Source organism: Mesorhizobium kamtschaticum (assembly GCF_056174585.1).
Window position 1 is genome coordinate 3,740,644 of record NZ_CM149691.1, and the last position, 22,638, is coordinate 3,763,281.

32 protein-coding genes are annotated in these 22,638 nt (G+C 62.7%); 17 read left to right on the top strand and 15 right to left on the bottom strand.

Annotated elements, in window-relative coordinates; genetic code table 11:
- Window positions 1–565 precede the first annotated feature (565 nt).
- The gene (locus tag AC0V7N_RS18500; RefSeq protein WP_475449917.1) at window positions 566–862 is read right to left on the bottom strand and encodes a hypothetical protein; all 297 of its coding nucleotides are present in this window, start codon (window positions 860–862) and stop codon (window positions 566–568) included.
- 272 nt (window positions 863–1,134) lie between these two features.
- Here AC0V7N_RS18500 and AC0V7N_RS18505 point away from each other — a divergent pair, with 272 nt between their 5' ends.
- The 3 genes from AC0V7N_RS18505 to AC0V7N_RS18515 all read left to right on the top strand — a co-directional run bounded on the left by AC0V7N_RS18505 (window position 1,135) and on the right by AC0V7N_RS18515 (window position 2,108).
- On the top strand, window positions 1,135–1,509 hold the full coding sequence (locus tag AC0V7N_RS18505) for an MgtC/SapB family protein (protein WP_475449918.1): 375 nt from the start codon (window positions 1,135–1,137) through the stop codon (window positions 1,507–1,509).
- An 86-nt stretch (window positions 1,510–1,595) separates the two neighbouring features.
- Window positions 1,596–1,883: a hypothetical protein gene (locus AC0V7N_RS18510; RefSeq protein ID WP_475449919.1), complete on the top strand. Its 288-nt coding sequence runs from the start codon at window positions 1,596–1,598 to the stop codon at window positions 1,881–1,883.
- Window positions 1,884–1,973: 90 nt separating this feature from the next.
- Window positions 1,974–2,108, top strand: a complete 135-nt coding sequence (locus AC0V7N_RS18515) for a hypothetical protein (RefSeq protein ID WP_280175430.1) — start codon at window positions 1,974–1,976, stop codon at window positions 2,106–2,108.
- An 83-nt stretch (window positions 2,109–2,191) separates the two neighbouring features.
- Here the strand turns inward: AC0V7N_RS18515 and AC0V7N_RS18520 are convergent, their stop codons facing one another.
- From AC0V7N_RS18520 to AC0V7N_RS18545, 6 genes are all read right to left on the bottom strand, one after another.
- Window positions 2,192–2,437 (bottom strand): DUF982 domain-containing protein, encoded by a 246-nt coding sequence (locus AC0V7N_RS18520; protein ID WP_475449920.1) that lies wholly within the window; start codon window positions 2,435–2,437, stop codon window positions 2,192–2,194.
- Window positions 2,438–2,469: 32 nt separating this feature from the next.
- Entirely contained in the window at window positions 2,470–2,706 is a 237-nt protein-coding gene (locus AC0V7N_RS18525) for a DUF982 domain-containing protein (RefSeq protein WP_172227022.1), read from the bottom strand.
- Between the two features lie 118 nt (window positions 2,707–2,824).
- The gene (locus AC0V7N_RS18530; RefSeq protein ID WP_475449921.1) at window positions 2,825–3,280 is read right to left on the bottom strand and encodes a GFA family protein; all 456 of its coding nucleotides are present in this window, start codon (window positions 3,278–3,280) and stop codon (window positions 2,825–2,827) included.
- Between the two features lie 204 nt (window positions 3,281–3,484).
- Window positions 3,485–3,664, bottom strand: a complete 180-nt coding sequence (locus tag AC0V7N_RS18535; protein WP_027052489.1) for a DUF3606 domain-containing protein — start codon at window positions 3,662–3,664, stop codon at window positions 3,485–3,487.
- 534 nt (window positions 3,665–4,198) lie between these two features.
- Window positions 4,199–4,384 carry a hypothetical protein gene (locus AC0V7N_RS18540; protein ID WP_475449922.1) on the bottom strand — a complete coding sequence of 62 codons (186 nt, stop codon included), beginning with the start codon at window positions 4,382–4,384 and terminating at the stop codon, window positions 4,199–4,201.
- 56 nt (window positions 4,385–4,440) lie between these two features.
- Window positions 4,441–4,809, bottom strand: coding sequence for a VOC family protein (locus tag AC0V7N_RS18545; RefSeq protein ID WP_475449923.1), 369 nt, complete (start codon window positions 4,807–4,809; stop codon window positions 4,441–4,443).
- Between the two features lie 223 nt (window positions 4,810–5,032).
- Here AC0V7N_RS18545 and AC0V7N_RS18550 point away from each other — a divergent pair, with 223 nt between their 5' ends.
- On the top strand, window positions 5,033–5,458 hold the full coding sequence (locus AC0V7N_RS18550; RefSeq protein ID WP_475449924.1) for a DoxX family protein: 426 nt from the start codon (window positions 5,033–5,035) through the stop codon (window positions 5,456–5,458).
- 8 nt (window positions 5,459–5,466) lie between these two features.
- Here AC0V7N_RS18550 and AC0V7N_RS18555 read toward each other — a convergent pair whose 3' ends face one another.
- From AC0V7N_RS18555 to AC0V7N_RS18565, 3 genes are all read right to left on the bottom strand, one after another.
- Window positions 5,467–6,063 carry a TMEM175 family protein gene (locus tag AC0V7N_RS18555; RefSeq protein WP_475449925.1) on the bottom strand — a complete coding sequence of 199 codons (597 nt, stop codon included), beginning with the start codon at window positions 6,061–6,063 and terminating at the stop codon, window positions 5,467–5,469.
- Window positions 6,064–6,160: 97 nt separating this feature from the next.
- Window positions 6,161–6,466, bottom strand: coding sequence for a hypothetical protein (locus AC0V7N_RS18560; protein WP_475449926.1), 306 nt, complete (start codon window positions 6,464–6,466; stop codon window positions 6,161–6,163).
- A gap of 121 nt (window positions 6,467–6,587) precedes the next feature.
- The gene (locus AC0V7N_RS18565) at window positions 6,588–6,857 is read right to left on the bottom strand and encodes a hypothetical protein (protein WP_475449927.1); all 270 of its coding nucleotides are present in this window, start codon (window positions 6,855–6,857) and stop codon (window positions 6,588–6,590) included.
- A gap of 627 nt (window positions 6,858–7,484) precedes the next feature.
- On the opposite strand from AC0V7N_RS18565, the gene AC0V7N_RS18570 reads away from it, so the two are divergent.
- The 4 genes from AC0V7N_RS18570 (at window position 7,485) to AC0V7N_RS18585 (ending at window position 9,367) form a co-directional block, all read left to right on the top strand.
- On the top strand, window positions 7,485–7,889 hold the full coding sequence (locus tag AC0V7N_RS18570; RefSeq protein WP_475449928.1) for a hypothetical protein: 405 nt from the start codon (window positions 7,485–7,487) through the stop codon (window positions 7,887–7,889).
- Window positions 7,882–8,277: a hypothetical protein gene (locus AC0V7N_RS18575; protein ID WP_475449929.1), complete on the top strand. Its 396-nt coding sequence runs from the start codon at window positions 7,882–7,884 to the stop codon at window positions 8,275–8,277. Before AC0V7N_RS18570 ends, AC0V7N_RS18575 begins: the two co-directional genes overlap by 8 nt.
- Complete coding sequence (locus AC0V7N_RS18580; protein ID WP_475449930.1) at window positions 8,234–8,929, top strand: terminase large subunit domain-containing protein; 696 nt, start codon at window positions 8,234–8,236, stop codon at window positions 8,927–8,929. The genes AC0V7N_RS18575 and AC0V7N_RS18580 overlap by 44 nt, the downstream gene beginning before the upstream one ends.
- A gap of 84 nt (window positions 8,930–9,013) precedes the next feature.
- On the top strand, window positions 9,014–9,367 hold the full coding sequence (locus AC0V7N_RS18585; RefSeq protein ID WP_475449931.1) for a hypothetical protein: 354 nt from the start codon (window positions 9,014–9,016) through the stop codon (window positions 9,365–9,367).
- Between the two features lie 30 nt (window positions 9,368–9,397).
- Here the strand turns inward: AC0V7N_RS18585 and AC0V7N_RS18590 are convergent, their stop codons facing one another.
- Window positions 9,398–9,850: a MarR family winged helix-turn-helix transcriptional regulator gene (locus AC0V7N_RS18590; protein ID WP_475449932.1), complete on the bottom strand. Its 453-nt coding sequence runs from the start codon at window positions 9,848–9,850 to the stop codon at window positions 9,398–9,400.
- Between the two features lie 73 nt (window positions 9,851–9,923).
- Between AC0V7N_RS18590 and AC0V7N_RS18595 the strand changes: the two genes are divergently transcribed.
- The 3 genes from AC0V7N_RS18595 to AC0V7N_RS18605 all read left to right on the top strand — a co-directional run bounded on the left by AC0V7N_RS18595 (window position 9,924) and on the right by AC0V7N_RS18605 (window position 13,762).
- Window positions 9,924–11,084 carry an FAD-dependent oxidoreductase gene (locus AC0V7N_RS18595; protein ID WP_475449933.1) on the top strand — a complete coding sequence of 387 codons (1,161 nt, stop codon included), beginning with the start codon at window positions 9,924–9,926 and terminating at the stop codon, window positions 11,082–11,084.
- A gap of 546 nt (window positions 11,085–11,630) precedes the next feature.
- Window positions 11,631–11,984 carry a terminase large subunit domain-containing protein gene (locus tag AC0V7N_RS18600; protein ID WP_496627181.1) on the top strand — a complete coding sequence of 118 codons (354 nt, stop codon included), beginning with the start codon at window positions 11,631–11,633 and terminating at the stop codon, window positions 11,982–11,984.
- A complete protein-coding gene (locus AC0V7N_RS18605) occupies window positions 11,942–13,762 on the top strand; it encodes a hypothetical protein (RefSeq protein ID WP_496627182.1) in 1,821 nt (606 codons plus the stop codon). Before AC0V7N_RS18600 ends, AC0V7N_RS18605 begins: the two co-directional genes overlap by 43 nt.
- Before the next feature lie 952 nt (window positions 13,763–14,714).
- On the opposite strand, the gene AC0V7N_RS18610 is transcribed toward AC0V7N_RS18605, so the two are convergent.
- Entirely contained in the window at window positions 14,715–15,854 is a 1,140-nt protein-coding gene (locus AC0V7N_RS18610) for a class I SAM-dependent methyltransferase (protein ID WP_475449936.1), read from the bottom strand.
- A gap of 607 nt (window positions 15,855–16,461) precedes the next feature.
- Window positions 16,462–17,151: a class I SAM-dependent methyltransferase gene (locus AC0V7N_RS18615; RefSeq protein WP_475449937.1), complete on the bottom strand. Its 690-nt coding sequence runs from the start codon at window positions 17,149–17,151 to the stop codon at window positions 16,462–16,464.
- A 326-nt stretch (window positions 17,152–17,477) separates the two neighbouring features.
- Between AC0V7N_RS18615 and AC0V7N_RS18620 the strand changes: the two genes are divergently transcribed.
- The 5 genes from AC0V7N_RS18620 (at window position 17,478) to AC0V7N_RS18640 (ending at window position 19,257) form a co-directional block, all read left to right on the top strand.
- The gene (locus AC0V7N_RS18620) at window positions 17,478–18,224 is read left to right on the top strand and encodes a glycoside hydrolase family 108 protein (RefSeq protein WP_475449938.1); all 747 of its coding nucleotides are present in this window, start codon (window positions 17,478–17,480) and stop codon (window positions 18,222–18,224) included.
- Window positions 18,225–18,226: 2 nt separating this feature from the next.
- The gene (locus tag AC0V7N_RS18625; protein ID WP_475449939.1) at window positions 18,227–18,427 is read left to right on the top strand and encodes a hypothetical protein; all 201 of its coding nucleotides are present in this window, start codon (window positions 18,227–18,229) and stop codon (window positions 18,425–18,427) included.
- The gene (locus AC0V7N_RS18630) at window positions 18,424–18,663 is read left to right on the top strand and encodes an ABC transporter permease (protein ID WP_475449940.1); all 240 of its coding nucleotides are present in this window, start codon (window positions 18,424–18,426) and stop codon (window positions 18,661–18,663) included. Before AC0V7N_RS18625 ends, AC0V7N_RS18630 begins: the two co-directional genes overlap by 4 nt.
- The gene (locus tag AC0V7N_RS18635; RefSeq protein WP_475449941.1) at window positions 18,648–18,842 is read left to right on the top strand and encodes a hypothetical protein; all 195 of its coding nucleotides are present in this window, start codon (window positions 18,648–18,650) and stop codon (window positions 18,840–18,842) included. The genes AC0V7N_RS18630 and AC0V7N_RS18635 overlap by 16 nt, the downstream gene beginning before the upstream one ends.
- Window positions 18,843–18,939: 97 nt before the next feature.
- Window positions 18,940–19,257, top strand: a complete 318-nt coding sequence (locus AC0V7N_RS18640) for a hypothetical protein (RefSeq protein WP_475460386.1) — start codon at window positions 18,940–18,942, stop codon at window positions 19,255–19,257.
- A 119-nt stretch (window positions 19,258–19,376) separates the two neighbouring features.
- Here AC0V7N_RS18640 and AC0V7N_RS18645 read toward each other — a convergent pair whose 3' ends face one another.
- Complete coding sequence (locus AC0V7N_RS18645; RefSeq protein WP_475449942.1) at window positions 19,377–19,613, bottom strand: Y4oE-related protein; 237 nt, start codon at window positions 19,611–19,613, stop codon at window positions 19,377–19,379.
- Window positions 19,614–20,622: 1,009 nt separating this feature from the next.
- Between AC0V7N_RS18645 and AC0V7N_RS18650 the strand changes: the two genes are divergently transcribed.
- On the top strand, window positions 20,623–21,093 hold the full coding sequence (locus AC0V7N_RS18650; RefSeq protein WP_475449943.1) for a GNAT family N-acetyltransferase: 471 nt from the start codon (window positions 20,623–20,625) through the stop codon (window positions 21,091–21,093).
- Window positions 21,094–21,220: 127 nt separating this feature from the next.
- On the opposite strand, the gene AC0V7N_RS18655 is transcribed toward AC0V7N_RS18650, so the two are convergent.
- Window positions 21,221–22,621, bottom strand: a complete 1,401-nt coding sequence (locus AC0V7N_RS18655; RefSeq protein WP_475449944.1) for a flavin monoamine oxidase family protein — start codon at window positions 22,619–22,621, stop codon at window positions 21,221–21,223.
- Between the last annotated feature and the right edge of the window lie 17 nt (window positions 22,622–22,638).

Here is a 22,638-nt window from a genome sequence, read left to right on the forward strand (position 1 = left end):
AAATTGCCGAGCGGCTCTTCGCAGCGTTTCTTGCTCTGATATGGAAGTGACGTAACGTCATAACCCTATGTGCGCATTGGCTAAAATACCGGAACGTCCAACGAATGTTACCGGAACCAAAGCGGTAACGCCGGACCTTAGCAAGCAAGGCGCAAGACCTTGGTCCTGCCTTCTCCAGCCAAGAACGGAAGTTGATCGGCACGACATAGGGCCGCTGCGTGGAGGATCAATACCAGACTGAATTTGGGCGGATATGGTGCGAACGCGGAAGGCCTTCCACCACCAGGCGGCCCGGCCGCGCATTCCTTCGGGGGAGAGAGCAGCCGGGCCATGCCGGGAAATGGAGAGCCCCCCGGCAGTTATAATATGCATGAAGGCTAATGTAGCCGCAACGTTGTCGTGTTGGGCCGCCAGCTTGATGGAACATTAGCCGTCTCTAAAAGTTTGTGCCTGGCGGCAGGTGGTGCCCTCCATCGCCTGCCGAAGATCGGGCCTCCGATCGGCCCGCGCAACTCTGGCCGAGAGCGCGGGCTTTCAAATCGATGGGTGCCGGTGCGGCGGCCCCTTAATTCGGGAAGTTGTTGACCGGCTCTTCGCAGCGGTAGACCGGGCAGTGCCCATCGCGCGCCGGGATATAGGCCGACATCGGCACTTCCGGCCAGTCACATTCATTGCCGAACTGCCTGACATAGCGGTCATAGGTGTTCGGGCCGGTGGTCAGCACCACGGCGCGACGGCTCTGGATCATGGCCCGGATCTCGGCGCAGCTCATGCCGCGGCTGTCGGGCCGGGCCTCGGCCAGCCCGGTCGCCGCGAGCACGGTGCCGAGGGTTATCGACAGGATAAGAAGGCGAGCGGACATGACGGTTTCTCTTTGTTTTGACGCAGCATGCATTGTCCCACAAAACCCATTGGCTGTCCGCCGGTTCCACGACAGGGGCATGGCGAGAGGTGGCGCGAGGCCGCCGCGCAACCAAATCACGCGTCGCGCATTGCTGGGCATGGACAGCAGGAAACCTTACGAAACACCGCAATGGTGGCCGGGAAACGAAGGCCGCGAAGCCATGTGCTGTTCCTTCTGCGGCAGCCGCGAGCACCGCTACGAGGCGTGCCCGCAAAGAACCGATCCGCCAGATGTCCCGTTCCAGGACGACGCAGAGCAATCTCGCTGATCAGGCACTGAGGAAACAGACTGGCGAGATAGGCAAGAGCCAGGCCCGCTCATTGCAGCCGAACGAGATCGAGGCGGTCACCGCCGGCGTCGCTTTCCGCGCTTCCGGCTCGATCCTGTTTTCGCGCGGAGAAGTTCATGGGCTGACGACAGGGGCCGGCATGTGGCTTGCCGGCGCGATCGGCGTCGCCTGTGGTCTCGGCCTGTGGCAGGTGGCCGGGTTTGCCACGCTGATCGTCCTGGTCGTCGCGGGGCTTCTGCATCGGCTTCAACCACGGGTCGGCCTTGGCGGAGAGAAGAAAGCCGCTTCGGCACCCGCCAAACGGCCGCGCGGCTAGATCCAGCCAACCTTTTGCGCAGTCGGGCGTTGTCCCTGCGAAGGGAAGGCCGCCCCGGGCGGCCGTGCAAGCAAAAGGAGGCCGAGATGAAACCTCTCACTATTGCGTCGCTGGTGCTGGCCCTGGCCGTGCCGGCAGCGGCCCAGACGCAGCAGAACCCGGCACAGCAGGCCGACAAATGCCGGATACAGACGGATCAAGGCGGCAAGCAGCAGTCCGGCGGCGGCAATCTGACCGAAAAGCTCAACGATTGTGGCGGGGTGCTGAAGCCGCCAGCCACCGGCGATCAGGGCATGGCCGCGCCGGCGCCTGATGAAGGCAAGACACCGGTGATCAAGCCGGGCGAAGTGCCGGCGCAGCCGCCAGCTCAATAGAAGGCGGACCGTCGGCGTTGTTTCCGCAAAACGGAACCTCATCCAGCAGGAAACGTTTCTTTCGAGAGTTTAAAATTGAAGGACAGGGCCTTGAAGGATATTGCCGGAACGGCCACGATTATTGCCTCTATCGCCATAGTGATCGTCCTGATGCTGATGGCGCCGAAGGGTTTTGGGTTTGAAACCTCCCATCCGATCGTGGATGGCGATCTGCCCGCGGAATAATCAGGACTCGGGTTCCGCAAAAAAGCAGGCGAGGATATCGCCTGCTTTTTTGTTGAAGAAAACTGCTGGCTTCCCGAAATAACCTAGCGAACCAGCACGCCGGCGTGGTCGCAAAGGGCCGTGAAGGCCTCCTGCGCCTGTGCCGTACCGTCCTTGTTTTCCAGCGCCGCCTCGATCTTCTCGCGCGCCGCCTGGTAGAAAGGACCGCGGCTGGCATGCGGCCAGTCGATCAGGATTTCACTGGCGTCCTGAAGCGTCGCCACCTCGCGGATCGTGTCCGCGCCATGCGGCTTGATCCGCATCGGTGTCGACAGCATCACATCGGCCATTGTCTTTCCCGCTATTAGAGGATGTGGGCCCGCTATTGGAGGATGTGGGCTTCGCGTGCGGCGTCGATCATCGCCCGCATCGCCTTTTCCGGCGGCGTCCAGCCGTCGAGCGCGTCGCGGCAGCTGCGCAACGCTGCCCGGTATTGCCGGCCCTGGCCGGCGGGCCAGTCGCCGAGGCATTCCAGGCCCTCCCAGGCGCTGCGCACCACGCGCTCGCGCTCGGAGGCGAATTTCAGGCGGATCGGTCGGGGAAACATCTTGTCGTTCAACTGAAATCTCCGTGGCATGTCGCCCGACAGTGACAGCGGTTGTGCAACAACGGCACTCACAAGGGGCGCCGGATAACGCCGCCGGCGGAGGAGGGTTCCAGGCCCGAAAGATCAATTTTCAATCGTGCGCGACGGCGTCCGACAAAGGTCTCGGCGTCGGCGGATCAGTAGCTTCCGGCGTTTGTCGGTCATCGGGCCGGTCATGCTCGAACTGATCGGTGCCGGGCAAGGCATGCAGCCACGTCTCGCGGCGGGTGATCCACAATTCGTATTGCGGCTCCAGGTCGGTCGGCGCGACGTCGAGGCTGCCGAGCATCACCTCGACCTCGGTGTCGCTGAGCCAGGCGACGCGGCTGCCGCAGGTCGGGCAGAAGCTGCGCGTGCCGTAGCTGGCGACTTCGCCCAATGTCTCGAAGACGTCGCGTGGCCAGATGGCGAAGGCCGAATAGACCGAGCCGCCCGCCTTGCGGCAGTCCTTGCAGTGGCAAAGACCAACCCGCGTCGGCTGGCCGGTGACGACGAAATGCACGCCGCCGCACAGGCAACTGCCGGTCCTGCGTATGGTGTCGGACATGGTCGCAGCCTCCCTCAGTCTGGCTTTCGGCAGTCTGGCACGCTACGGGCTCGGGCGGAACAGAGGCTCGTCGGTCATTCGCTGGCCTGAAACCGGGAAAACGACATCCTGTTCACCCGTAACCTATTCACCTGTACCGCCGAGCCCGGTTGACCCTTCAACGCCCATGCCGGCGAAATGGTTGCGGCGCGCGGCCGCCACCTTCTAGCCGCGCGCGGCCATGTGGTTGTCGAGCTTCTTGCGCGAAGGGCCGTAGCGCTTGATGATGGTCTGGGCTTCGCTCTGCGGGATGCCGTATTTGCGCGCGAAGGCGGCGACCTCATAGGTCTCCTCGCTTGAAACCAGCTTGCGGTCCTGTTTGATCTTCGATTTGTCGTCGGGCATGGCGTGCCTCACTTTCTGTCAGCCGCACGGTCGCGCGGACACCGGTATATGGGATGCCGCGGTCAGACATAACAGAGATTTGTGCTGCCGGTTCCACTGCAGGCGGCGGACGGGCCGGACAAGGCCCGGTGGCAAGATGCCGATTCAGGCCGATGGCTGGGTCGGGTCGGCGCCGTGCTGGTCGGTGGCGCCGCAATCGGCGCAAGGCGCGCTGGCGCCTGGACAGCCGCGGTGATGCGTGCCGGCGGGGCAGCAAAGGCCGTTGGAGCTTGTCCAGCGCGGGCATTGGAAAACCTGCCCGGTGCCGCCGCAGCCGTTACATTCCAGAACCGATGACTGAACCAGATAGGACTTCGTCCCGAACCTTACGCTCGCGCCCAAAACACAACCCACCCAAATAGCTGCACCGGACATATCAGTGCATTAGCCCCGGCTTAAAAGTAGCACGTTGCCGGTTACGAACAAGTTTCTTGATCATTAATTGTTCGTGAATGCCGGACGGCAGGTCAGACGCGCCGGCTTGCCCCTCTTGCCTCAGGCCGGCCTCAGCCGCTTGGCGGCGAGATACATGAGGGCCGAAGCGGCCTGACCGCGATCCCAGCCGGCGGCCTCGACCTTGTCGAGCAGCGCGTCGAGATGGGGGATCAGCATCTCCCGGCGTTCATAGGCGGTGCTCAATGCCGGATGCTGTGGCGCGGCGATGGTCAAGGCCTTGGCCATGCTTGATTCCCTCCCCTTGGGCGGGAACGATCATACCATCAGCCGGCAAACCGAAATCATGCTCTTGGTTCAAAAAGCTCGACGACGTTGCCGGACGGGTCTTCGCAAAGGATCTGGCGGCCGCCCGGGCCGTCGACAATCTCGTTGCGGAACGGCACGCCGGCCTCGCGCATCCGGGCGGCGAGCGCCGGCAGGTCCTGCACCTGCAGCACGATGCGGTTCCAGCCGCCCGGCTCGGGCGTGCGGCCATCCGGCATCGGTCTTGCCGCCGACGCCATCGGGCCGGCAAGCCAGAACGTCAGGTCGTCGCGCTTCAGGATGGCCATCGCCGGACCGAACTGCTGCTGCAGTACGAAATCCAGATGCCTGGTGTAAAATGCTATCGCCAACTCGACATCGCTGACGAGATACCGGACCGTCGCCATTCGCTGGCTCTCCTCACAAACGGATCAAGTGCGAGGAATAGCCTTCGGGGTAGGCGGCGGCAAGCTTGGAGCCCCAGCACGGCGTCCTGCCCGCGGGCGCCAGACCGGTGCCTATATCCGGCGCGGCAACGCTTGCGGACAAAAAATCTCGGGGCCGGTGTCGGAACTGCAGGGCGTCGCTCGTCCTTGGGTCGAAAGCCATTGCAAACCCTGGAGAGACAGCATGCCGGACATCACTCAATCACCGTGGCAGACCGCGGCCCTTCTCATTGCCCGCCTGATCTTTGCCGCCGTCTTCCTGATGGCGGTGACGTTCAAGTTCATGGGCATGGGCGCCACCGCGGGCTATATCGCCGCCGCCGGCTTTCCCTTCCCGCTCTTCCTCGCCTGGTGCGCGGCGTTCCTGGAGGTGGCGCTGGTGCTGTGTTTCCTGAGCGGTGCCTTCTTCACCCAGGCGGCCCTGGTCGCCGCGGCCTATGTGCTGTTCCTCGGCTTCACCTTCCACGGTCCCAGCCACTGGGCCGCCAACCAGAACGAGTTCGGCTTCTTCGTCGACCATTTTTCCTTCATGGCCGGCCTGCTGTTCGCCGCCGTGCACGGGCCGGGCAGGGTGCTGGCGCTGAACCTGGGCTGGCCGGGCCGGGCTTGAGGCTTGCCCTATCGCTGCCGCAGCCGGTTGGAGAGCAGCGTCAGCGGCCAGATCAGCAGATAGGCGAGCGACGCCTCGGTCGGTCGCCAGAAGGCAAGCGCGACGCTGGCCAATGCGCTGAGGCCGATGATCAGGGCCGGCCGCCAGCCGACCTCGTGGCCCTCGGCCTTGCCGTCGACGAACAGCTCCGGGTGCGCTTTCAGGTGCAGGTCGCGCAGCACGGCCGCAAGCTGGATAGCGGTGATGTTGACGGCGTAGACGATGTGCGATTGCAGGAGTTCGTCATGCTCGCCGATCAGTGTCGTGGTGAACGGCACCACGCTGGTCACCAGCAGCCAGAGCACGACCAGCCGGAACAGCCGCCCGTCGACATGCCCGACCTGGCGGAAGTCGATGACATGGCGCTGCCAGCACAGCGCCAGGATGAGGAAGGAGACCACCCAGGAGACGATCTTCGGCCGCAGCTCGCCGAGCGCGCCGAACAAATTGCCATGGATATCGTCGGGCAGCCGGAGCCCGAAGACGAGCAGCGTCATGGTGATGGCGAGGATGCCATCGACCAGCGCGTCCAGGCGATTGCGGGGGAGTTGGGATGTTGCGGGCATTCGGCTGTTATAGGCGAAGGCGCATGAAAATGGATAGACGCGACAAGGCGAGCCGCGGGCAGGCCGGCGTCAAAGGCGCGACAACCGCGTGCTGGTCTCAGATCTGGTCGTTGTATGGCTCCTTCATCTGGCCGACCATGCGGGCCAACTTCGAGAATGAGGGCATGTCCGCCTCGGGCTGGCACTGGTTGGCGAGTTCCAGCAGCCGGATCGGGAAATTGACGGCGTCGCGGCTTGATGCCGACATGCCGCCGGATCGCTCCTCACCGGTTTCGCCGGCCTCGGCCTTGCGCAGCGCAATGTCGATCTCCTGCGCCGTCAGTATGCCTTTTCGAACCAGGACGTGGTTGATCGATGCGACGGCCATCAGCAGGCCCTCGAGTTGCAGATTGGCGACGTTCATGGTGATTGCTCCCTCCATTGACCAAAGGTGAAACGCGCCAGCGGCGTTTCCGATCCGAAGCCAGGCGCGGAGCCGGTTTGGCTGGGGATGCCGGGCAGGGCGTCGGCGCGCGGCCAATGGCTTATTCCTGCGTCAGGCGCTCGCCATACTCGCGCCACACCGCCTTCACGTCCAGGCAGTCGAGGCGCGGGATCGACGGATCGCCGCAGGTGATGGCGGCGGCGCTGATGTCGTAGTGGGGAAAGGCATTGGCGACGAAGCGGATCGCGTCGCCGAGCGAGTTCACGCGGATCACCGGGTCGGCCTGGCCCTGACCGGTGCTGCGCACACCGGAAACCGAGGCTGGAGCATGCCGCATCCTGAACACGGATGCCATGGCTGGTCTGTCCATCGTCCTCTCCTACAAGGCCGTGCGACGCGAATCATTCCATGAGCTTCCGCTGATGATCCCACAGCCGCCGGTTTATGAAAAGCCGGCTAGCCAATGCGGGCTGGAGGCGCCCGGTTAACGCCGATCCGGTTGCCGGGTGAGGGCAGTTGTGCTATAATTTTGGCTATGGTGCTGATTTGCGCCGATGACCCGCCCCCGAGGCGGGTTTTGTTTTTCCGGCTGCCCCTCAAGCGATGCGTTCGCGTCCTCGTCTTGGCGTCGAAAATGGGAAATAGGAATTTTTTCTTATAAACTGTTGACCGGGTGAGGGCAGCCATGCTACATATTTGTCCATGGTGCTGATTTGCGCCAACGACCCGCCGCCGAGGCGGGTTTTGTGTTTCTGGCGATTTCATCAAGCGAAGCGGCTTTGTGCCAACATTGAAATGCTGGCGGGACAGCGCCCCCCTCTGTCCTGCCGGACATCTCCCCCACAAGGAGGGAGATCGGCAGCTTTGGCGGCAGCGCCTTTCCTTCAACGTCGGTGATTGGCGAAAGCCGGGATGACAGCCAATCTCCCCACTCGTGGGGGAGATGTCCGGCAGGACAGAGGGGGGCGCCGTAGAACGCGACCTTTGCGAGAAGCCAATGACCCAACGTTACGCCACGATCATCACCGACGGTGACGGCCGCGAAATCGTCAGCGCCATTGGCGCGTTCGAGGGCGCCGCACCCGAGCCGCGTCTGGGCCGGATCGAGTTGGTCGCGCCCGGCGTGCGGATCGGCATGATGCGGGATGCGGGCGGCGGCTTTGGTTTTCCGCAAGCCGGCATCGGCGGGCAGGCCATGGGCCTCGTGTTGGCGCGGCTCAAGGCGCAGGCCAGCGCGGCAAAACGTGCCGGTGCTGCAAAACCTGCCGCGGTGGCAAAGCCGAAACGAGCCAAGCGGGCGAAGAAAAAAAACCGTTCGAGGAAGCCGGCCGGACCGGCGCCGAAGGCGGGCAAGGCAGCCAGCGATGCCGCCGCAGAGACGATGGGCCAGGTCGATGGCTGATGATCTCGCCCCCGGGCCGGCACGCCGCAAGGCGAGGCCGGCAAGGCGCAAGTCCGCCGGCAGCGCCTCGGTTGCACAAAAACCCCGCCCGAAGCGGACGAGGAAAACGCTGGGCGATGACTTTCTCGCCGCCGTGCGGGCCGACTTCCGGGCGCATGGCGCCGGCGTTATCGCCGAGGTGCGGGCCGACAAGCCGGACCAGTATCTGAAGATCGTGCTGTCAGTCCTGCCCAAGGATTTTGATGTCGCCATCAATCATCTGGATGCCCTGAGCGATGAAGAGATCCGCAGCCGTATCCGCGGCCTCGAAGCCGTCCTCAGGCCGTTCCTCGAAGCCCCCGCTGATGGCGGCGAAGACGGAATATCTGGCGCTGCTGGCGGAGCTTGATCGCCGGCGCCGCACCAACCAGCTGGCGGCCTACACGCCGTATCAACGCCAGGCCGAATTTCATGCTGCCGGCGCGGTCAACCGCGAACGCCTGTTCATGGCCGGCAACCAGCTTGGCAAGACCAGGGCAGGGGGTGCCGAATGGGCCATGCACCTCACCGGCCGCTATCCCGCGTGGTGGCAAGGCAAGGTTTTCGACACGCCCGTGCGGCTGTGGGCCGCCGGCGTCACCGGCGAGGGCACGCGCGACAACCCGCAGCGCGTGCTCATCGGCCCGCCGCAGCAGCAGGCGGCCTGGGGCACCGGCATGATCCCGGCCGATGCTATTCGTCAGACCATTTTGGGGCGCGGCGCGCCGGGCGCGCTCGACAGTGTCGTGGTGCGCCATGGCGGCGGCGGCGATGTGCAGGCCGGCGAGAGCGTGCTGTCGTTCAAGAGTTTCGAGAAGGGCCGCGAGAAATGGCAGGGCGAGACGCTGCACGGCGTCTGGTTCGACGAGGAACCGCCGCTCGACATCTATTCCGAAGGCCTGACCCGCACCAACGCGACGGGCGGCATCACCATCGTCACATTCACGCCGCTGCTTGGCATGAGCGATGTGGTGCTGCTGTTTTTGTCGGCGGGTGAGGTTGAGAGGATGGCGAAAGGATGAACCGCCGCGAAACCATGATTTGCAATGCCGCTTTTGCGGCGACCGGTGTCCGAGTAGCGTCCGGCGCGACGTTCGGGGTCTTACATGCGCCAAATTGCAGAACTGCTCCTCCTCTCCGCCCTGCTTTCAGCCTGTAGCGGCAGCGGCGATTGGCGCGCCGATGCAATCACTGCCGCCGAAGGCAAGATGCACCAGCTGGTGAACGATCCTTCCGCCACATTCTCACACGTCCAGCTGACCGGCGACAGTTCGACCGGCCAGACCTGCGGCGTCATCACCGCCAAGGTTGGCGCCTTCACCAAGGAGGCGCGCTTCATCGTCTATATCGACAACTCCGCCGGCCCGTTTGTCGAGCCGGGCATGGGCCAGTCCATGTCACGGGCCGACTTCGACTGGGCCTGGAAGAATGATTGTTTGAACGAGGGGTATAAGGGCTAAGTGGGTTTCATAACCCAGGTTTTGGACCTGTCACTCCGCTTCCCGAGCCACCATCCGGTCAAGGTTCTCGTTCAGCCGCCGCAGCATCCCCAGCAGCGCAGCCACCTCGTCTTCGCTGAAACCAACCAGCGCCTGCTCCGAGCCTTCATGCAATGCCTCGCGCGCGGCGGGCAGTTTCTTCAGCGCCACCTCTGTCAGCGAAATCAGGTGGCTTCGGCCATCGTTGGGGTCGGGCGTGCGGCGGATCAGGCCGTCGCGCTCCATGCGTGCCAGCATCTGCGCCATCGACGGCTGCTCGATCTTGGCGAAGCGCGCCAGCTCCTTCTGCGACATCGCCCCGCCGTCGCGCAGCAGATAGATCACCGGCATCTGGCCGATCGAGAAGCCGAAGGTTTTCACCCGGCGTTCGCCGAGGCGAGCGAGGCTGCGCGAGGCCATGTTGATGAGCGGGGCGGGGTTTTCGAACAGTTTCCAGTCGGTCATGATTCCCAGACTTGCATTGGTGCCTATGTTTATTATATAGGCTCCTATATAAATCGATGCGAGACCCCTGTCCATGACCCAGCATCCACGCATCGCCATTGTCGGCGCCGGCCCCGCCGGGCTGACGCTGGCACGTATTCTCCACCGCAACGGCATCGCCGCCACTGTCTTCGAGCGTGAAGAGCATGCGCTCGCCAGGCCGCAAGGCGGCACGCTCGATCTGCATGCCGAATCCGGCCAGCTTGCCTTGCGGCGCGCCGGCCTGGAGCAAGAGTTCCTGGGTATCGCGCGCTATGAGGACCAGGGCAGCCGGCTCTACGACAGGGATGGCCGCCTGGTGCTGGCCGATGACGACGACAGCGGCGACCGGCCGGAAGTCGACCGCTCGGCGCTGCGCGACATCCTGCTCGCCTCGCTGCCGGAGGGCACCGTGCAATGGGGCAAGGAATTGCGCGAAGTCTATGCACGGCCCGACGGCGCCTATGATCTTGCCGTCGGCGCCGAGCTGCTTGGCTCGTTCGATCTCGTCGTCGGCGCCGACGGCGCCTGGTCGCGGGTGCGGCCGCTGGTCTCGCGCTACCGGCCGCAATATTCCGGGCTGACCTTCATCGAATTCGGCATCGACGACGTCGACGCCAGTCATCCCGAGATCTCAGAACTGGTCGGGCGCGGCAAGATCGGCGCCGAGGGCGACGGCCGCAGCATGATCGTGCAGCGCAACGCCAATGCGCATTTGCGAGGCTATGCCATCTTCCGCGTGCCGGCGGACTGGGCGGAGAGAACCTTCGATTTCGCGGCGCCGGCGGCGGCGCGCGCCCGCCTGATCGCCGAATTCGACGGCTGGGCGCCGGAGCTTGTCGCGCTGATTGCCGCTGGCAACGACCACATCGTGGCGCGTGGAATATACGCGCTGCCGATCGGCCATCACTGGCCGAACCGGACCGGCGTCACGCTGCTGGGCGACGCCGCCCATGTCATGTCGCCCTTCGGCGGCGAAGGGGTGAACGCAGCCATGCTGGACGCCGCCGAACTCGCCCGTCATCTGGTCGAGGCCGGCGATTGGAGACAAGCCGTGAGGCTCTACGAGCAGGAGATGTTCGAGCGCGTGGTGGAACCCGCCACGCATGCCGCGGAGGCTGCCGCGACCGAGCTGTCGCATATCGGGCTCGAACTGACGCTGGAGCATGTGCGCCAGCACGCCGAGATGCGGGCCGAGATGGCGACAGCTGGGTGAACGAGGCCTATCAGAACTTGGGTTCCTCGCCCCACGGAGTTGGGAGAGGTGGCCGAGCGAAGCTCGGTCGGAGAGGGGCCTTCGTAGGGCGCCGCACACCAACTCAAGCAGCGCTGCCGCCGTGATGTTCCCGATGGCCGATCAGGTCGAGTTGAGGATCAAAGAGGAGGCTGAGATCGGATCAGGGGTATTGGCTGCCCGCAAGCTGTCTGGCGCGGGCCTTAGGGTCGGTCGCTTTCCGGGTAAGCGGTTGGCACCATATCCTTTCGTCACCCGAAATCGGATTGAACCAGACATTGCATACTTTGTTCGGTGTGTCCGGGGCACAGACTTTGTGCTGGTACCCGTGGAGATCGTACATCTTGCAGGTCTTCTTACTCGTATCATACGGAACGTTCGATTGGCATGCTGATGCACTGGCGGCAATGGCGACAACGATTGCTATGCGGATCATGTATCTCCCCCGAGTCATCAGCAACTTCGCATTGATGAACAGTATTATCAATGGCCGCAGATCGTCACGGCAGATAATTAGGGCAAGCTCATATGTCCCGTCACGTCACCTTCATGACCATCGACGATGCCGCGCATTATTCGGCGCAAGAACGCGCGGCGATCGTTGCCGCCTATCCCGCGCATGAGCGCGAGGCCCGCGCGCGCGGCATTCCGGTGCTGGGCTCGGGCCGCATCTTTCCGGTGGCCGAGGCGCTGATTGCCTGCGAGCCGTTCCGGCTGCCACGCTACTGGCCGCGCATCGGCGCGCTCGATTTCGGCTGGGACCATCCGTCGGCCGCGGTCGAGCTGGCCTGGGATACGGAGGCCGATGTTGTCTATGTCACCAACGCGAACCCTGCCGCGTGGCGACCTCGGCAGACAAAATCCTCTACGGGCTGCAGGTGATCGACACTATACAGCTCGAAGTCGGCGATCGCGTCCTGGTGAAGGCTCAGACCGATGCGCGCCAGAACGGCATCTATACGGCAAGCGAGGGCCAGTGGTTCCGCGCGGCCGACGCCCGCACCTCGCGCACCATGCAGAAGGGGACGACAGTCCACATTCAGGCGGGCGAGATAAATGCCGGCATGGTCTATTCATTCCAGACCGATGAGCCGGTGATCGGCACCGACAACATCACGCTGTCGCTCTATTTGTCCGACGACACGCTGGGCGATGCGCAAGCGGCCGCGACGGCCGCGGCCGGCAGTGCTTCCGCCGCCGCCGGATCGGCCACTGCCGCATCGACGAGTGCGAGCAATGCCGCGACCTCCGCAACCAATGCCGGCAGCTCTGCCACTGCCGCGTCGGGCTCGGCATCCGCGGCCGCCACCAGCGCGACCAACGCCGGCAATTCGGCCACGGCGGCGGCCGGCTCGGCGTCGAGTGCTGCGACATCGGCGACCAATGCGGGGACTTCAGCGACCGCTGCCGCCGGCTCGGCTTCGTCGGCGGCCGTGTCGGCGGCTACCCTGACATACGCCAGCCAGGCCGAGGCGGAAGCTGGCGCTATTTCCAACAAAATCATGTCGCCGCTGCAGACGAAGCAGGCGATTCAGAACGGAACCTTCTTCCAGCGCTCGGAAACGGGTGCAGTCGCCCTTGCCATCCCAGCCGTGCTCAAGGAGCGGATCAGGCCAACACATTTTGGTGCCAGTACGGCAGCCAGTGGTGCCGTCAATCGCGCTGCGATCAACAACGCCGTGAACGCAGCTGGCGCCAATGGTGCACTGGTTGAACTTCCGGCTGGCGTGTTCGATGTCGACGGTACAGTCATCCCGCTGGCAGCCAACGTTACGTTTGCCGGTCAGGGCAGCGCTACCGTGCTTCGCACGACTTCCGCGACGGCCAACGTAATTGATGTCGCGGCCTCCTTTGTTTCGATCCGCGATCTGGCGTTCAAGTCGTCCGTGCCTCGCACGGGCGGCAACTATGTGAACGCACAGGCCAGCGCTAGCCGCTTTTTGCTAAGAAACTTCTATATGGACTCGCCGTTTCAAGGCGTCCGTATCGCCAATGGTCCTGCGTCCGTCTCGATCGAGAGAGGCTACATCATCAACACCGTCGCAACTTCTGGTATCGGCATTCGGATCGAGGGTGGTTTCGATCTGTCTGTTTCCGATATCCTGATGGATGCTCCTAATGCATCGCAGCCGTTCGCCGGTATTTTCGTCAGTGCCTGCTGTGACCTTACTCTGGCAGAATGCCAAATCATCCACGGAGGGAATGATCTCTGCCTAAGCCCAGGCGCGGCAGGCATTAATTCCTTGTGGGCAAATGATTGCTTTTTTGACACCTCTCAGCGGGCGCTTCTTATCGATGCGTCCGGCGGCGCAGTGTCAAGATGCATATTCGATCAGTGCTGGTTTTCGTCGTCGGCCAATGAAGGGATTCGTTTGCAGACCTCTGTGGGCGGTACCATTAACGGTATCGACTTCATTAACCCACACATCTTTTTGAACGGATCCTTCGGCTTTAATGCGGTCGACAGCGGTGTTTCAAACATTTCTTTCATCAACCCGCCGTGTGCCAGAACGGAAACCATGGTTTGCAATTCGGCAGCGGCGTCCAAAGTTCCGCGTTGTTGGCGGCAAGATCGGCGACGGTCACGGCCTTACCGGCAATGGTGGTTTCGGCATCGGCCTAGGTGGCTCCAACGACAAGTATATCATCAAGGGCGTTGACCTCCAGGGTAACGCGGGCGGTGCGATTGCTGGCCACACGGCGGCGTCCTCCAAGAAAGTTAACGGCAATCTACCCTCGACCGCCAACGACAACGGTCAGGCCGTCGGCACCGCGACGAATGACAACGCCGTAGCCGGCAATGTGGAGAGTATCTGGAGACAGTGGTCGCCACCGGGTCGGCCGTCGCACTGACCAATAGTGTTTCAGCAAACATGGGAACATTGGCGTTGACTGCCGGCGACTGGGACGTCGATGTCGTGTTTGAATTCAAGGGCGGTGCAACAACGACGTTGACAGTCCTGATCGGCTCGCTCTCGCTCACCACGGCGACGTTGGACAACACTGTCGGTAGACAAGTCGGGCTTCCATTCACAGGCGCGACTTCGTTCAACACCTTGTCCACCATTGGCCTCGCTATACCGCCACTACGGATATCCGTAAGTGGGAATACCAATGTCTTTGCAGTGGCGAATGCCGTCTTCGCTGTCAGCACTTGCAGCGTCTTTGGCATCATCAGGGCTAGGCGAGTTAGATAAGCGCCAACGCTGTGCACAGAGAGGGCCAGCGCCTAATTCCCGCGGATTGTCCTTAGCAATTCAGCTGTTGCGATTCTCAGCATCAAGATTGATGCGCTTGATGTCACAGGGCGCAAAGGGCTGGCGAGGCAACCGCCTAGCTCGAAACCGATATGCCACTCCCATCCGACGCATTCAGCTAGGACAGCTTTTCACGCTACGGTTGGCAATTGGCAGCTTTCAGCATAGTCATCCAAGTAATTCCGTGGCAGTGCCCGCGGATGGAGCCGTCGATCTCGGTACTTAGGTTGGCTCGAATTACAGTTGTGCCGACGTACAGAACCGGTGCGGTACTGCGCAGGGCGGCCGCGAGGACATAGGCAAGCGGATCCAGGTAAGGCTCCGCCTCTCGGCCACTGGATTGTTAGCGCGTGGTTTAAGCAACGGTGAGCCTACCAAAATAGCAATTGCCCAGTCCATTAGTGGGCGAATCATATTTGCCGGGTATCCATCCGGCGCGCGTAAGCGCCTCGCGAAAATATGACTCATGGAAGCCTAGTTCCATCCAGCCGTGAGCCATGATGGCTCTGAGGGATAATCCGTCGAGACGAGGTCCCCACGGGTAGGGAACCGCATCAGCCCAATAGCCGGCGGGATCGATGATCGGCTCAGCGGCAAAGAGAAGAAAGCCCCCAGGGTTCAACATACCGCGCATCTGTTGCAGGGCTTCTTGGTGAACAAGCGAATGATGAAAGGCCTGGAAGAAGAAAATGCGGTCAAACGGCTCGAAATCGACTCCGGTCAGGAAGTCGCCATGCACGGTCTTGATGGATACGCCGAGCCGTTGGGCCTGCCCCTGGATGATGGAAAGATAAGACTCGTCAACATCCACGACTGTGACATCGCAGCCGAGCCTTGCCAGATACAATGATATCTGCCCGTCGCCTGGGCCATACTCCAAAACCCGCATTCCCGGCTTCAAATTCATCTGCTTGATGATCTGACCGTATGCTTCGAGGTAGTTCCCAAGGAACCCGCCATCGTGCGTGTAAACGCCGGGTTTCAAGATCGTCCTTTCGACGTTAATCGGGCTTCGCTCGCACTCGGCCGCGCTGTACTCTTTGCGATTGGAGAGCTTGTAGTAGATTTCGAGGACGCGCTGATGGTACTCCGGCGAGAAGGGATCCTCTGGCATCGTCACGATGCTGGGGTCGGCCAAATGGCAGTTGGCAAGCACCTTCACGCGCTCCAACTCTGTCGGCAAGGCCTTGACGTCAGCAAGAACGCTGTCGAATTCCTCGAGCGATGAAATCGGCCTTGACGCCCGTGGCGCTGCTATCGGAGCGATAGCTGGCTCCGGCCTTACCGCCTCCACACTGACCTCTGGGGCCAGCAGGACATCTTCCTTGATGGTGGCCGGCTCACTTGCCGCCCTCGGTGTTTTAGTATGATCCGCTGCTCGGATGCGACTCGCCAAGTCGGCAATTGCGACACGACGCGGGTCAGGCGGAAAGTACTTTCGCACGGCGATTCGCAGACCAAGAGGCAGAGTGTTTCGCGCGATCTCTCTGATCATGGCCGGTCCCTCCAGTGTCCACCAGCGTTAGAGCAGAACCACAGCATCGGCAACCTGGCCGCGCAAATACATCACGCTCCAACTTGAGACGGGCTCGTCCTGACGCCAGCCTGCGTCACCCGTATCAGTTCGCCATAATCCGGCTCTCTGCCCGGAACCTTCACCGGTCCCCACACTTTCCCGCGCCTGACATCGCTGCCTTTGGAGCGGTCATCGGGGCGGGGAAGCGAGCGTGGATATCGCACCCAGGCACGCTGACAGCCAAGAAGGTGGTGCGTTATCCTTACAACCCGACAAGTCGGAGGAGCGGCGCTAGCATCCTCGCAGGGCGGCGGAGTGGCTCGGTGGACCACTTCGCCAAGCTCTCGTGAAGCTGGCTGAGCGCCGTCATGTACGGCAGAGCAATTGTGAAATCGTGCTGGTCCGGTTCATCTTTCCTGACTGCGACGCCTATTGGCCCGTTGTCGATGCCAACACCGTGAGCAATTGCCAGTCGGAAGCCAGCACGGTCAAAAGCCGCATGTAGGAATGGCATGGACCAGCCGCTTTCGAACCAGCCGTGTTTGCGGATGCAGTAGATAGCTAGAGGATCCGTGGTGCGTATGCCTCAATGCCGCCATTGATCGTTGATCGGCTCGCCGGCGACTACGATCTTGCCACCGGGCTTGACGAATTTGCCGACACGTTCAAGCACGCTCCAAGGGCGTACGGCATGGTGAAGGCATTCATAAAAAAACGCCATGTCGAATCGCTCATCAGTTTCGAAGGCATCGAATGTCGAATGAATAGACGTGATGGGCAGGCCAATGCGCGCCGCTCTCCTGCGGTTCAATTCCACAAAATCGGGATTGATGTCGACGCCAGTGACTTCGGCGCCGCAAAAGGCCATGATTTCCGAGCTGAGACCCCAGCCGCTGCCCATATCGAGAATCTTGGGAGATGGCGGTACATTGGCGGCCATAAGGGCGGAAAGAACGGCCCGCGAATGCTTGGCGATGAAACTGACATGACGAATGCCGTACGGATTGGCCGTGTTCGTCCTAGCATCTATTCCGATCTCAGACTGTTCGCCGGTTATCTGGTCAAGCTTGCGCCCTGATACTTCCTCATAGAGCGCGATCTGTTGTCCCGTGTAGGCTTCCGAAAACGGATCAAGTCCCTCGTCGACTTTAGTCGTGTAGGTAAGTGAAAGATCACTGAAATAAGAGCCGCAGTTGGGGTGCTGCGGACCGCCTCGGCGGTCACACTCCAATACAAATTCATCCAGCTCGTTTGTGGAAATACGTCCAGCACCCATACGCCAATTACACCCCCGTTGCTGCCTAAGGTGCTTTAGGCGAGCGCAGAAGAAAACGCAAACTTCTTCCCCAAAACGACTGCGAGCACGATCTGGTCAAGCGGGCTCTTCATCGAACCTGACGGGTCAATAGAGATTGACTCCTGGACGTTATCCTCGTCCAGCGCATCGAGTTCTTCTTCTATGAACGCACGGCCTCAACATTGCTGCCGGCCTGAACCTCGGCACGTTTCACGGCTTTGCCGTCACGCATCAGTTCGACTGTGAAATGCATCGGCGCGCGGCTCGGCGCCGGCCTCGACCAACCCCATCCGAAAGGAAAACCCATGGACCGCAACTTCGCGCGGGCGCTTGCGCTTGTCTTGAAATCCGAGGGCGGCTGGTCGGACAATCCGGCCGATCCGGGCGGCGCTACGATGAAGGGCGTGACGCTGGCGAATTTTCGCCGTTACGTGAAGGCCGACGCCAGCAAGGCCGATCTGAAGAAGATCGGAGATGACCAGGTCGCGACCGTCTACCGGCGCTTCTATTGGGATGCCGTGCTTGGCGCCGAATTGCCCGATGGCGTCGACTACGCCGTGTTCGATTTCGCGGTGAACAGCGGGCCGGGCAGGGCGGCCAAATACTTGCAGGCCACCGTCGGTGTCTCGCAGGATGGCCGCATCGGTCCGGCTACACTGGCTGCGGCCAGGGCAAGGCCGGCCGGCGTCGTCATCGACCAGCTTTGCGATGCACGACTGGCGTTTCTCAAGCGATTGCCGACATGGGCAACATTCGGGCGCGGCTGGTCCGATCGCGTCAAGTCCGTGCGAGCCCAGGCCTTGCTCATGTCGGGCCTAGTGACGGTGCCCACGCCCGTGCAGCCTGCGACGCCGGCGCCCGGACCGGCCCCGCGGCCGCCCGAGGTTGAAACGCCGGCCGGCAAAATGCCCGCGACCGAGCCGACGTTGCCGGCAGCTGCCGGTTCGGGGATTCCGGTTGCCGCAAAGGCAGGCGGGATCATCGCCGCCTGCCTGTTGCTTGCCTATGCCGCCTGGCACCACATTGCCGTCGCCCTGCAAGGGATCTTCTGATCATGGCCACCATCACCCAACCGACCATCCGCCCGACCAACAAGCTGACGGCCGCGACCATCGCCGCCGCGGCCGTGTCGGTTTCCGGCGTCTTCGTGCGCAACGTATGGCCGTCCTGGTACGACGCCGAGACTTGGGCCACGCTTCTGCCGATCGCGGTCTTTGCCGTCGGCTATCTGGTCAAGGATGAGCCAAACCAATGAGCGCGCTGCTGTCCTTCCTGCTTGGCAATCCGACCCTTCTCGGCATCGGTGCGGCGATCCTGGCGGCGTTCGGCTGGGGCGTTCGCCAGCGGCTTGCCGGCGAGCGCAGCGAGCGTGCCCGGCAGGCGGCCGCCGAGGCCGCGGCGCACGATATCGCCGACCAGGTCCAGAACGATATCGGGGCGCTGCCGGCGGCTACCGCGCGAAAGGAGCTCAGATCATGGGCAAGGGATTAATGCTTGTGTCCGTCCTGGCCGCTCTGGCCGGCTGCACGACCGTCAAAGGCGGGTTCTGCGCGGTGTCGACCCCGCTGCGCCTGTCGGCGGCGGCTGTCGATGCGCTGTCGGACGCCGAGGTCAAGGCGCTGCTGGCGCACAACCGCAAGGGCGAAAAACTGTGCGGGTGGAAGCCATGACTGTCGTCGCCCTGGACTCAGCCATGCTGCTCGGCGGGTGGAGCATATTCGGCGCCGGATCGGTCTTCGGCTTTCTCATCGCGAGGGCGATGAAATGATGCACGATTTCTTCGACCTGCTCGGCATCAAGGGACCGGTCGTCGTCGCCGGTCTGGCTGGCGGTGTGCTGCGCGCCCTGTCGCGGCACCGCTACAAGCTGCGCGAAATGGTGGCGTCGCCGATCTGCGGCGCGCTCGCGGCCGCCTATCTGACGCTGCCCGTGGTCCAATATTCCCGCGCCACCGGCCTGCCGCTGGCCAATGACGACACGACGACGCTGGCGGCGGCGTTTCTCATCGGCGTCTGCGCCATGTGGATATCGGATATTTTGTTTGAGGTGATCATGCGGAAGTTCAGGCCGGCGACGGAAGACTGAAAGGCCGCAGAAGCGGGCTTCTGTATTGCTGGTGGTTGCTTCGTTATCTTCCCGGCAGGCTACGCGGCGCGAACGCGCTGATGGCCGTGGCCGGCCTTAGGCCACGATATATGTGCCTCTCAATGGAATCTGGTTTTGAAGGCGCGAAAGACTTCGCACCAGAGGCGGAAATCGGCCGGTCGCCCGGCGAAGTGTGCTTCCATGGCACAGTAGGCCGCCGCAGTCTGCGCTTCCGGCCCATAGAGTTCGATTGCGGCAATCACTGCATCGTTAGGATCGGCAAAATCTGAAAGCCTGAGCGCCGCGCCATTGTCAGTCCGGAGCATCGAGCAACACCTTCTGTTCGGCGCCTTCATGCCGCATATGAGGCGCAAATCACGTCACCTGCGGCCCAGCGGCTTGGTTGCTAGAGGGGACTGGCAGCGGAAGGCCACTGGGCCTGACCGGCAGGGCCTTGAGGATGGCAGCGCCGACTGGCGAAGATGATGCACCCCTGCTCATATCGGCGAAACATGCGAACGAAGGAAGGGCAAGGCTCGCTGGCTCCGGCCGGCGGGCTTTTCGTCGGGCACTTTCGCCCTCAGTCTGCCTTGTCGCATCTCCAGGAACACCAGCATTTGGGTGGGCTAATTTGCTTCGGAAGCCCCGCGCGCCTTTGTTGAGGCGGAAGGGAGCACCAATCGAATGATGCGCTGGCCTCCCGTATCATTGCAAAATAGATGGCCGGCATCATTGGGGAACCGAACTGATTTCGCTCTCCAGGCAACCACGTTTGGCCAAACCGCTCGTGGATCGCAGGTCGCCGGCATTCGGAACTGAAACAGGCTTCGCAGCGTCTATCTGAGCGAAGCTTAATGAGGCAGGCCTAATGTTCAGTGACAAGGAAACCCGATTTTTAGAAGCTGGACTGTTCATGGCGGTGCCGCTCTCAATCCTGATCGCGGTCTTGGTGGTTAGCGTTACGTTTGGCTGGTTTGGATGACAGATTGCACGCGGCGGGCCGCGATCGACCGCCACTATTCTTCACATGCATTCCTGACTGCGAAGGCATCCAGGCGAGGAGCAACCGGGGTTCGATCGAGATGAAGGCACTATCAATTGCCCTTCGGACGCTCGCCGCAGCCTTCCTGATCGGCGTGTCTGCGAGTGAACTTCGGATATTCTGTTCGAAGTGATCGTGCGGAATAGCTCCAGGCTTTGCCCGGCGTCGAAAATCCGTACCGGACGGCTCGATCGACCCAAAGCCCGCCTCGGCTCACGCCGGGGCGGGCTTTTTTGCGTTTTGTGGCTCCTGACCGGCCGCTGCTATATCCCGGAGCAAGGCTGCCGAACTCACGGCGGCATTGATCCAGCTTGGGCTTACGGATGCAGATTGAACGATATGACGGGGACCGCGAAATATTGCTGCCGCTGTTTACCCTTGCCGACGATTCTCCGACGCAGATCTCCTTCTATATCGATCAGGGCGAGGTGCTGGTCGCGCGCGATGGCAACAGGATCATCGGCCATGTGCAGGTCATCGAGGCAGGCGAGGGCGGTGTCTTCGAACTCAAGAGCCTTGCGGTCCGTCCGGCAAGGCAGAGCGAGGGGTTGGGGCGTGCCCTTGTCGCGGCGGCAATCACCCGCTGTCGCGAGCGCAACGGCCGGCGCCTGATCGTTGCGACCGCGACCGCCGATATCGGCAATTTGCGATTTTACCAAAGACAGGGCTTTCGAATGTATCGCATCGTGCAGGATGCGTTCGGGCCGTCGACCGGTTACCCCGAAGGCTTGGCTGTGAACGGCATTCCGCTGCGCGACCAGGTCGTCTTCGAACGCGATCTCGGCGCGGATTGAGGGTGTCGCCCGCCACTCGCGTTTCCGCAGTGATGCAAAGCAAGCGCCACTGACGCGCCCGCAGACAAATCAATAGCCCGCTCCGGTTCGCCGGGCGGGCTATTTTGCGTTTGTCCCTATGGCTTGCTCAGGGCGCGGTTCCCTTGAGAAATCCCGGTAACTGGAAATGGCGACACAGCATGCTTTCCGTGGTCTCCAGCGCGCCTTCGATCCATGCCTGCCTGGGCGCCCATGCCTCGCCGCAAATATGGACCGGCGCATCGGCGACCGGCCGTAGGGCTAGCGCGCCTGCTTCGCCGGGACTGCTGCCTGCCGCCCAGAGATGGAAGCCGCCGCCGAATTGCGTGACGGTCCAGTCGCGGATCATGGCCTTCAGGGGAAGCGGAGGCGCATGCCCCAGTTTCGGCCCATAGACCGCCTCGACCATGCGGTGGATTTCGGTCATGGCGGGATGATCCGGTGCCAGCCATTCACCATCAGGAAGAGACATGTCACGCCAGAAGGCGCTGCGTTCGCCATTGGCGAACATGGCAAGTGCGCCCAGGCCATTGGGTTCGCGCCAGTCCTCGGCGCCAAAATGCCTGATCATGCCGAGCGGCAGATCGGTCACGGCGATCGCCGTGCGCAATCCGATCTCTGTCCACCAGCAGTCGCGATAGAGGATGGCCGAGGTCACCGCCGGCCAGGCGTCGACGGCGCCAAGCAATGCGCGGACCGTGCCGAGCCGGTTGAAGCCCTCGATCCCGCCGATGCCCGCCTTGGGGAGTGCCAGGATCACGCTTGCCGCGCGAATCGGCTGCCGGCCTCCTCCAAAGCCCAGTGTGACAGAACCGTCGGCGTCGCACTCCAGGCTGGCGAGGGTGCAACCGGTGACGATTTCCACGCCCAGGCCGCGTGCTGCCGCCGCCAGCGCGTCGACCAGGCTGGACATGCCGGAGGGGATGTCGAACAGTTGGTGGGTGCCCTTGAACAGGCTGTGTTCGGCCCAGTCGAGCACAGCCTCGGCATTGGCCCTCGCCGTCCAGAAACCGTAGCCCGAATGGTCCGACAGATAGGCGATCTCCTCGGCATCAAGCAGTTGCGAGAGCCGCGGCCCGAGATCCGCGGCAAGCCCTGCCACATCAGTGGATCTTTTGCGCGCCATGCGCAGCAGCCTGCCGGGACCGCCACGCTGCAGGCGGACCGTGACATCGTAGGCAAAGGGACGGCGCCAGCGTGCCTTGCGGACCTCGGCCAGCGACCGGGTCCGGCCACGCAGATGCGCCAGCCCGGCATCGTCACCTTGCTCGGGAACCGTGTCGATGTGCAGTTGCCGCAGCAGCCGGATGAGGAGATGATGGTCGTCGCGCACTGACTGCGCGCCGAGTTCGACCGTCAGGCCCGGCGCGGGGTGAAGCGTATGGATACGGCCTCCGAGCCGGCCGGACGCTTCGAACAGGTGAATGCGCCTGCCACCCACGATCGCGAGCCGCCAGGCGGCGTACAGGCCGGCAATGCCGCCGCCGACAATCGCAACGTCCGTTTCCACCTGGCCCCCGCCAAAAG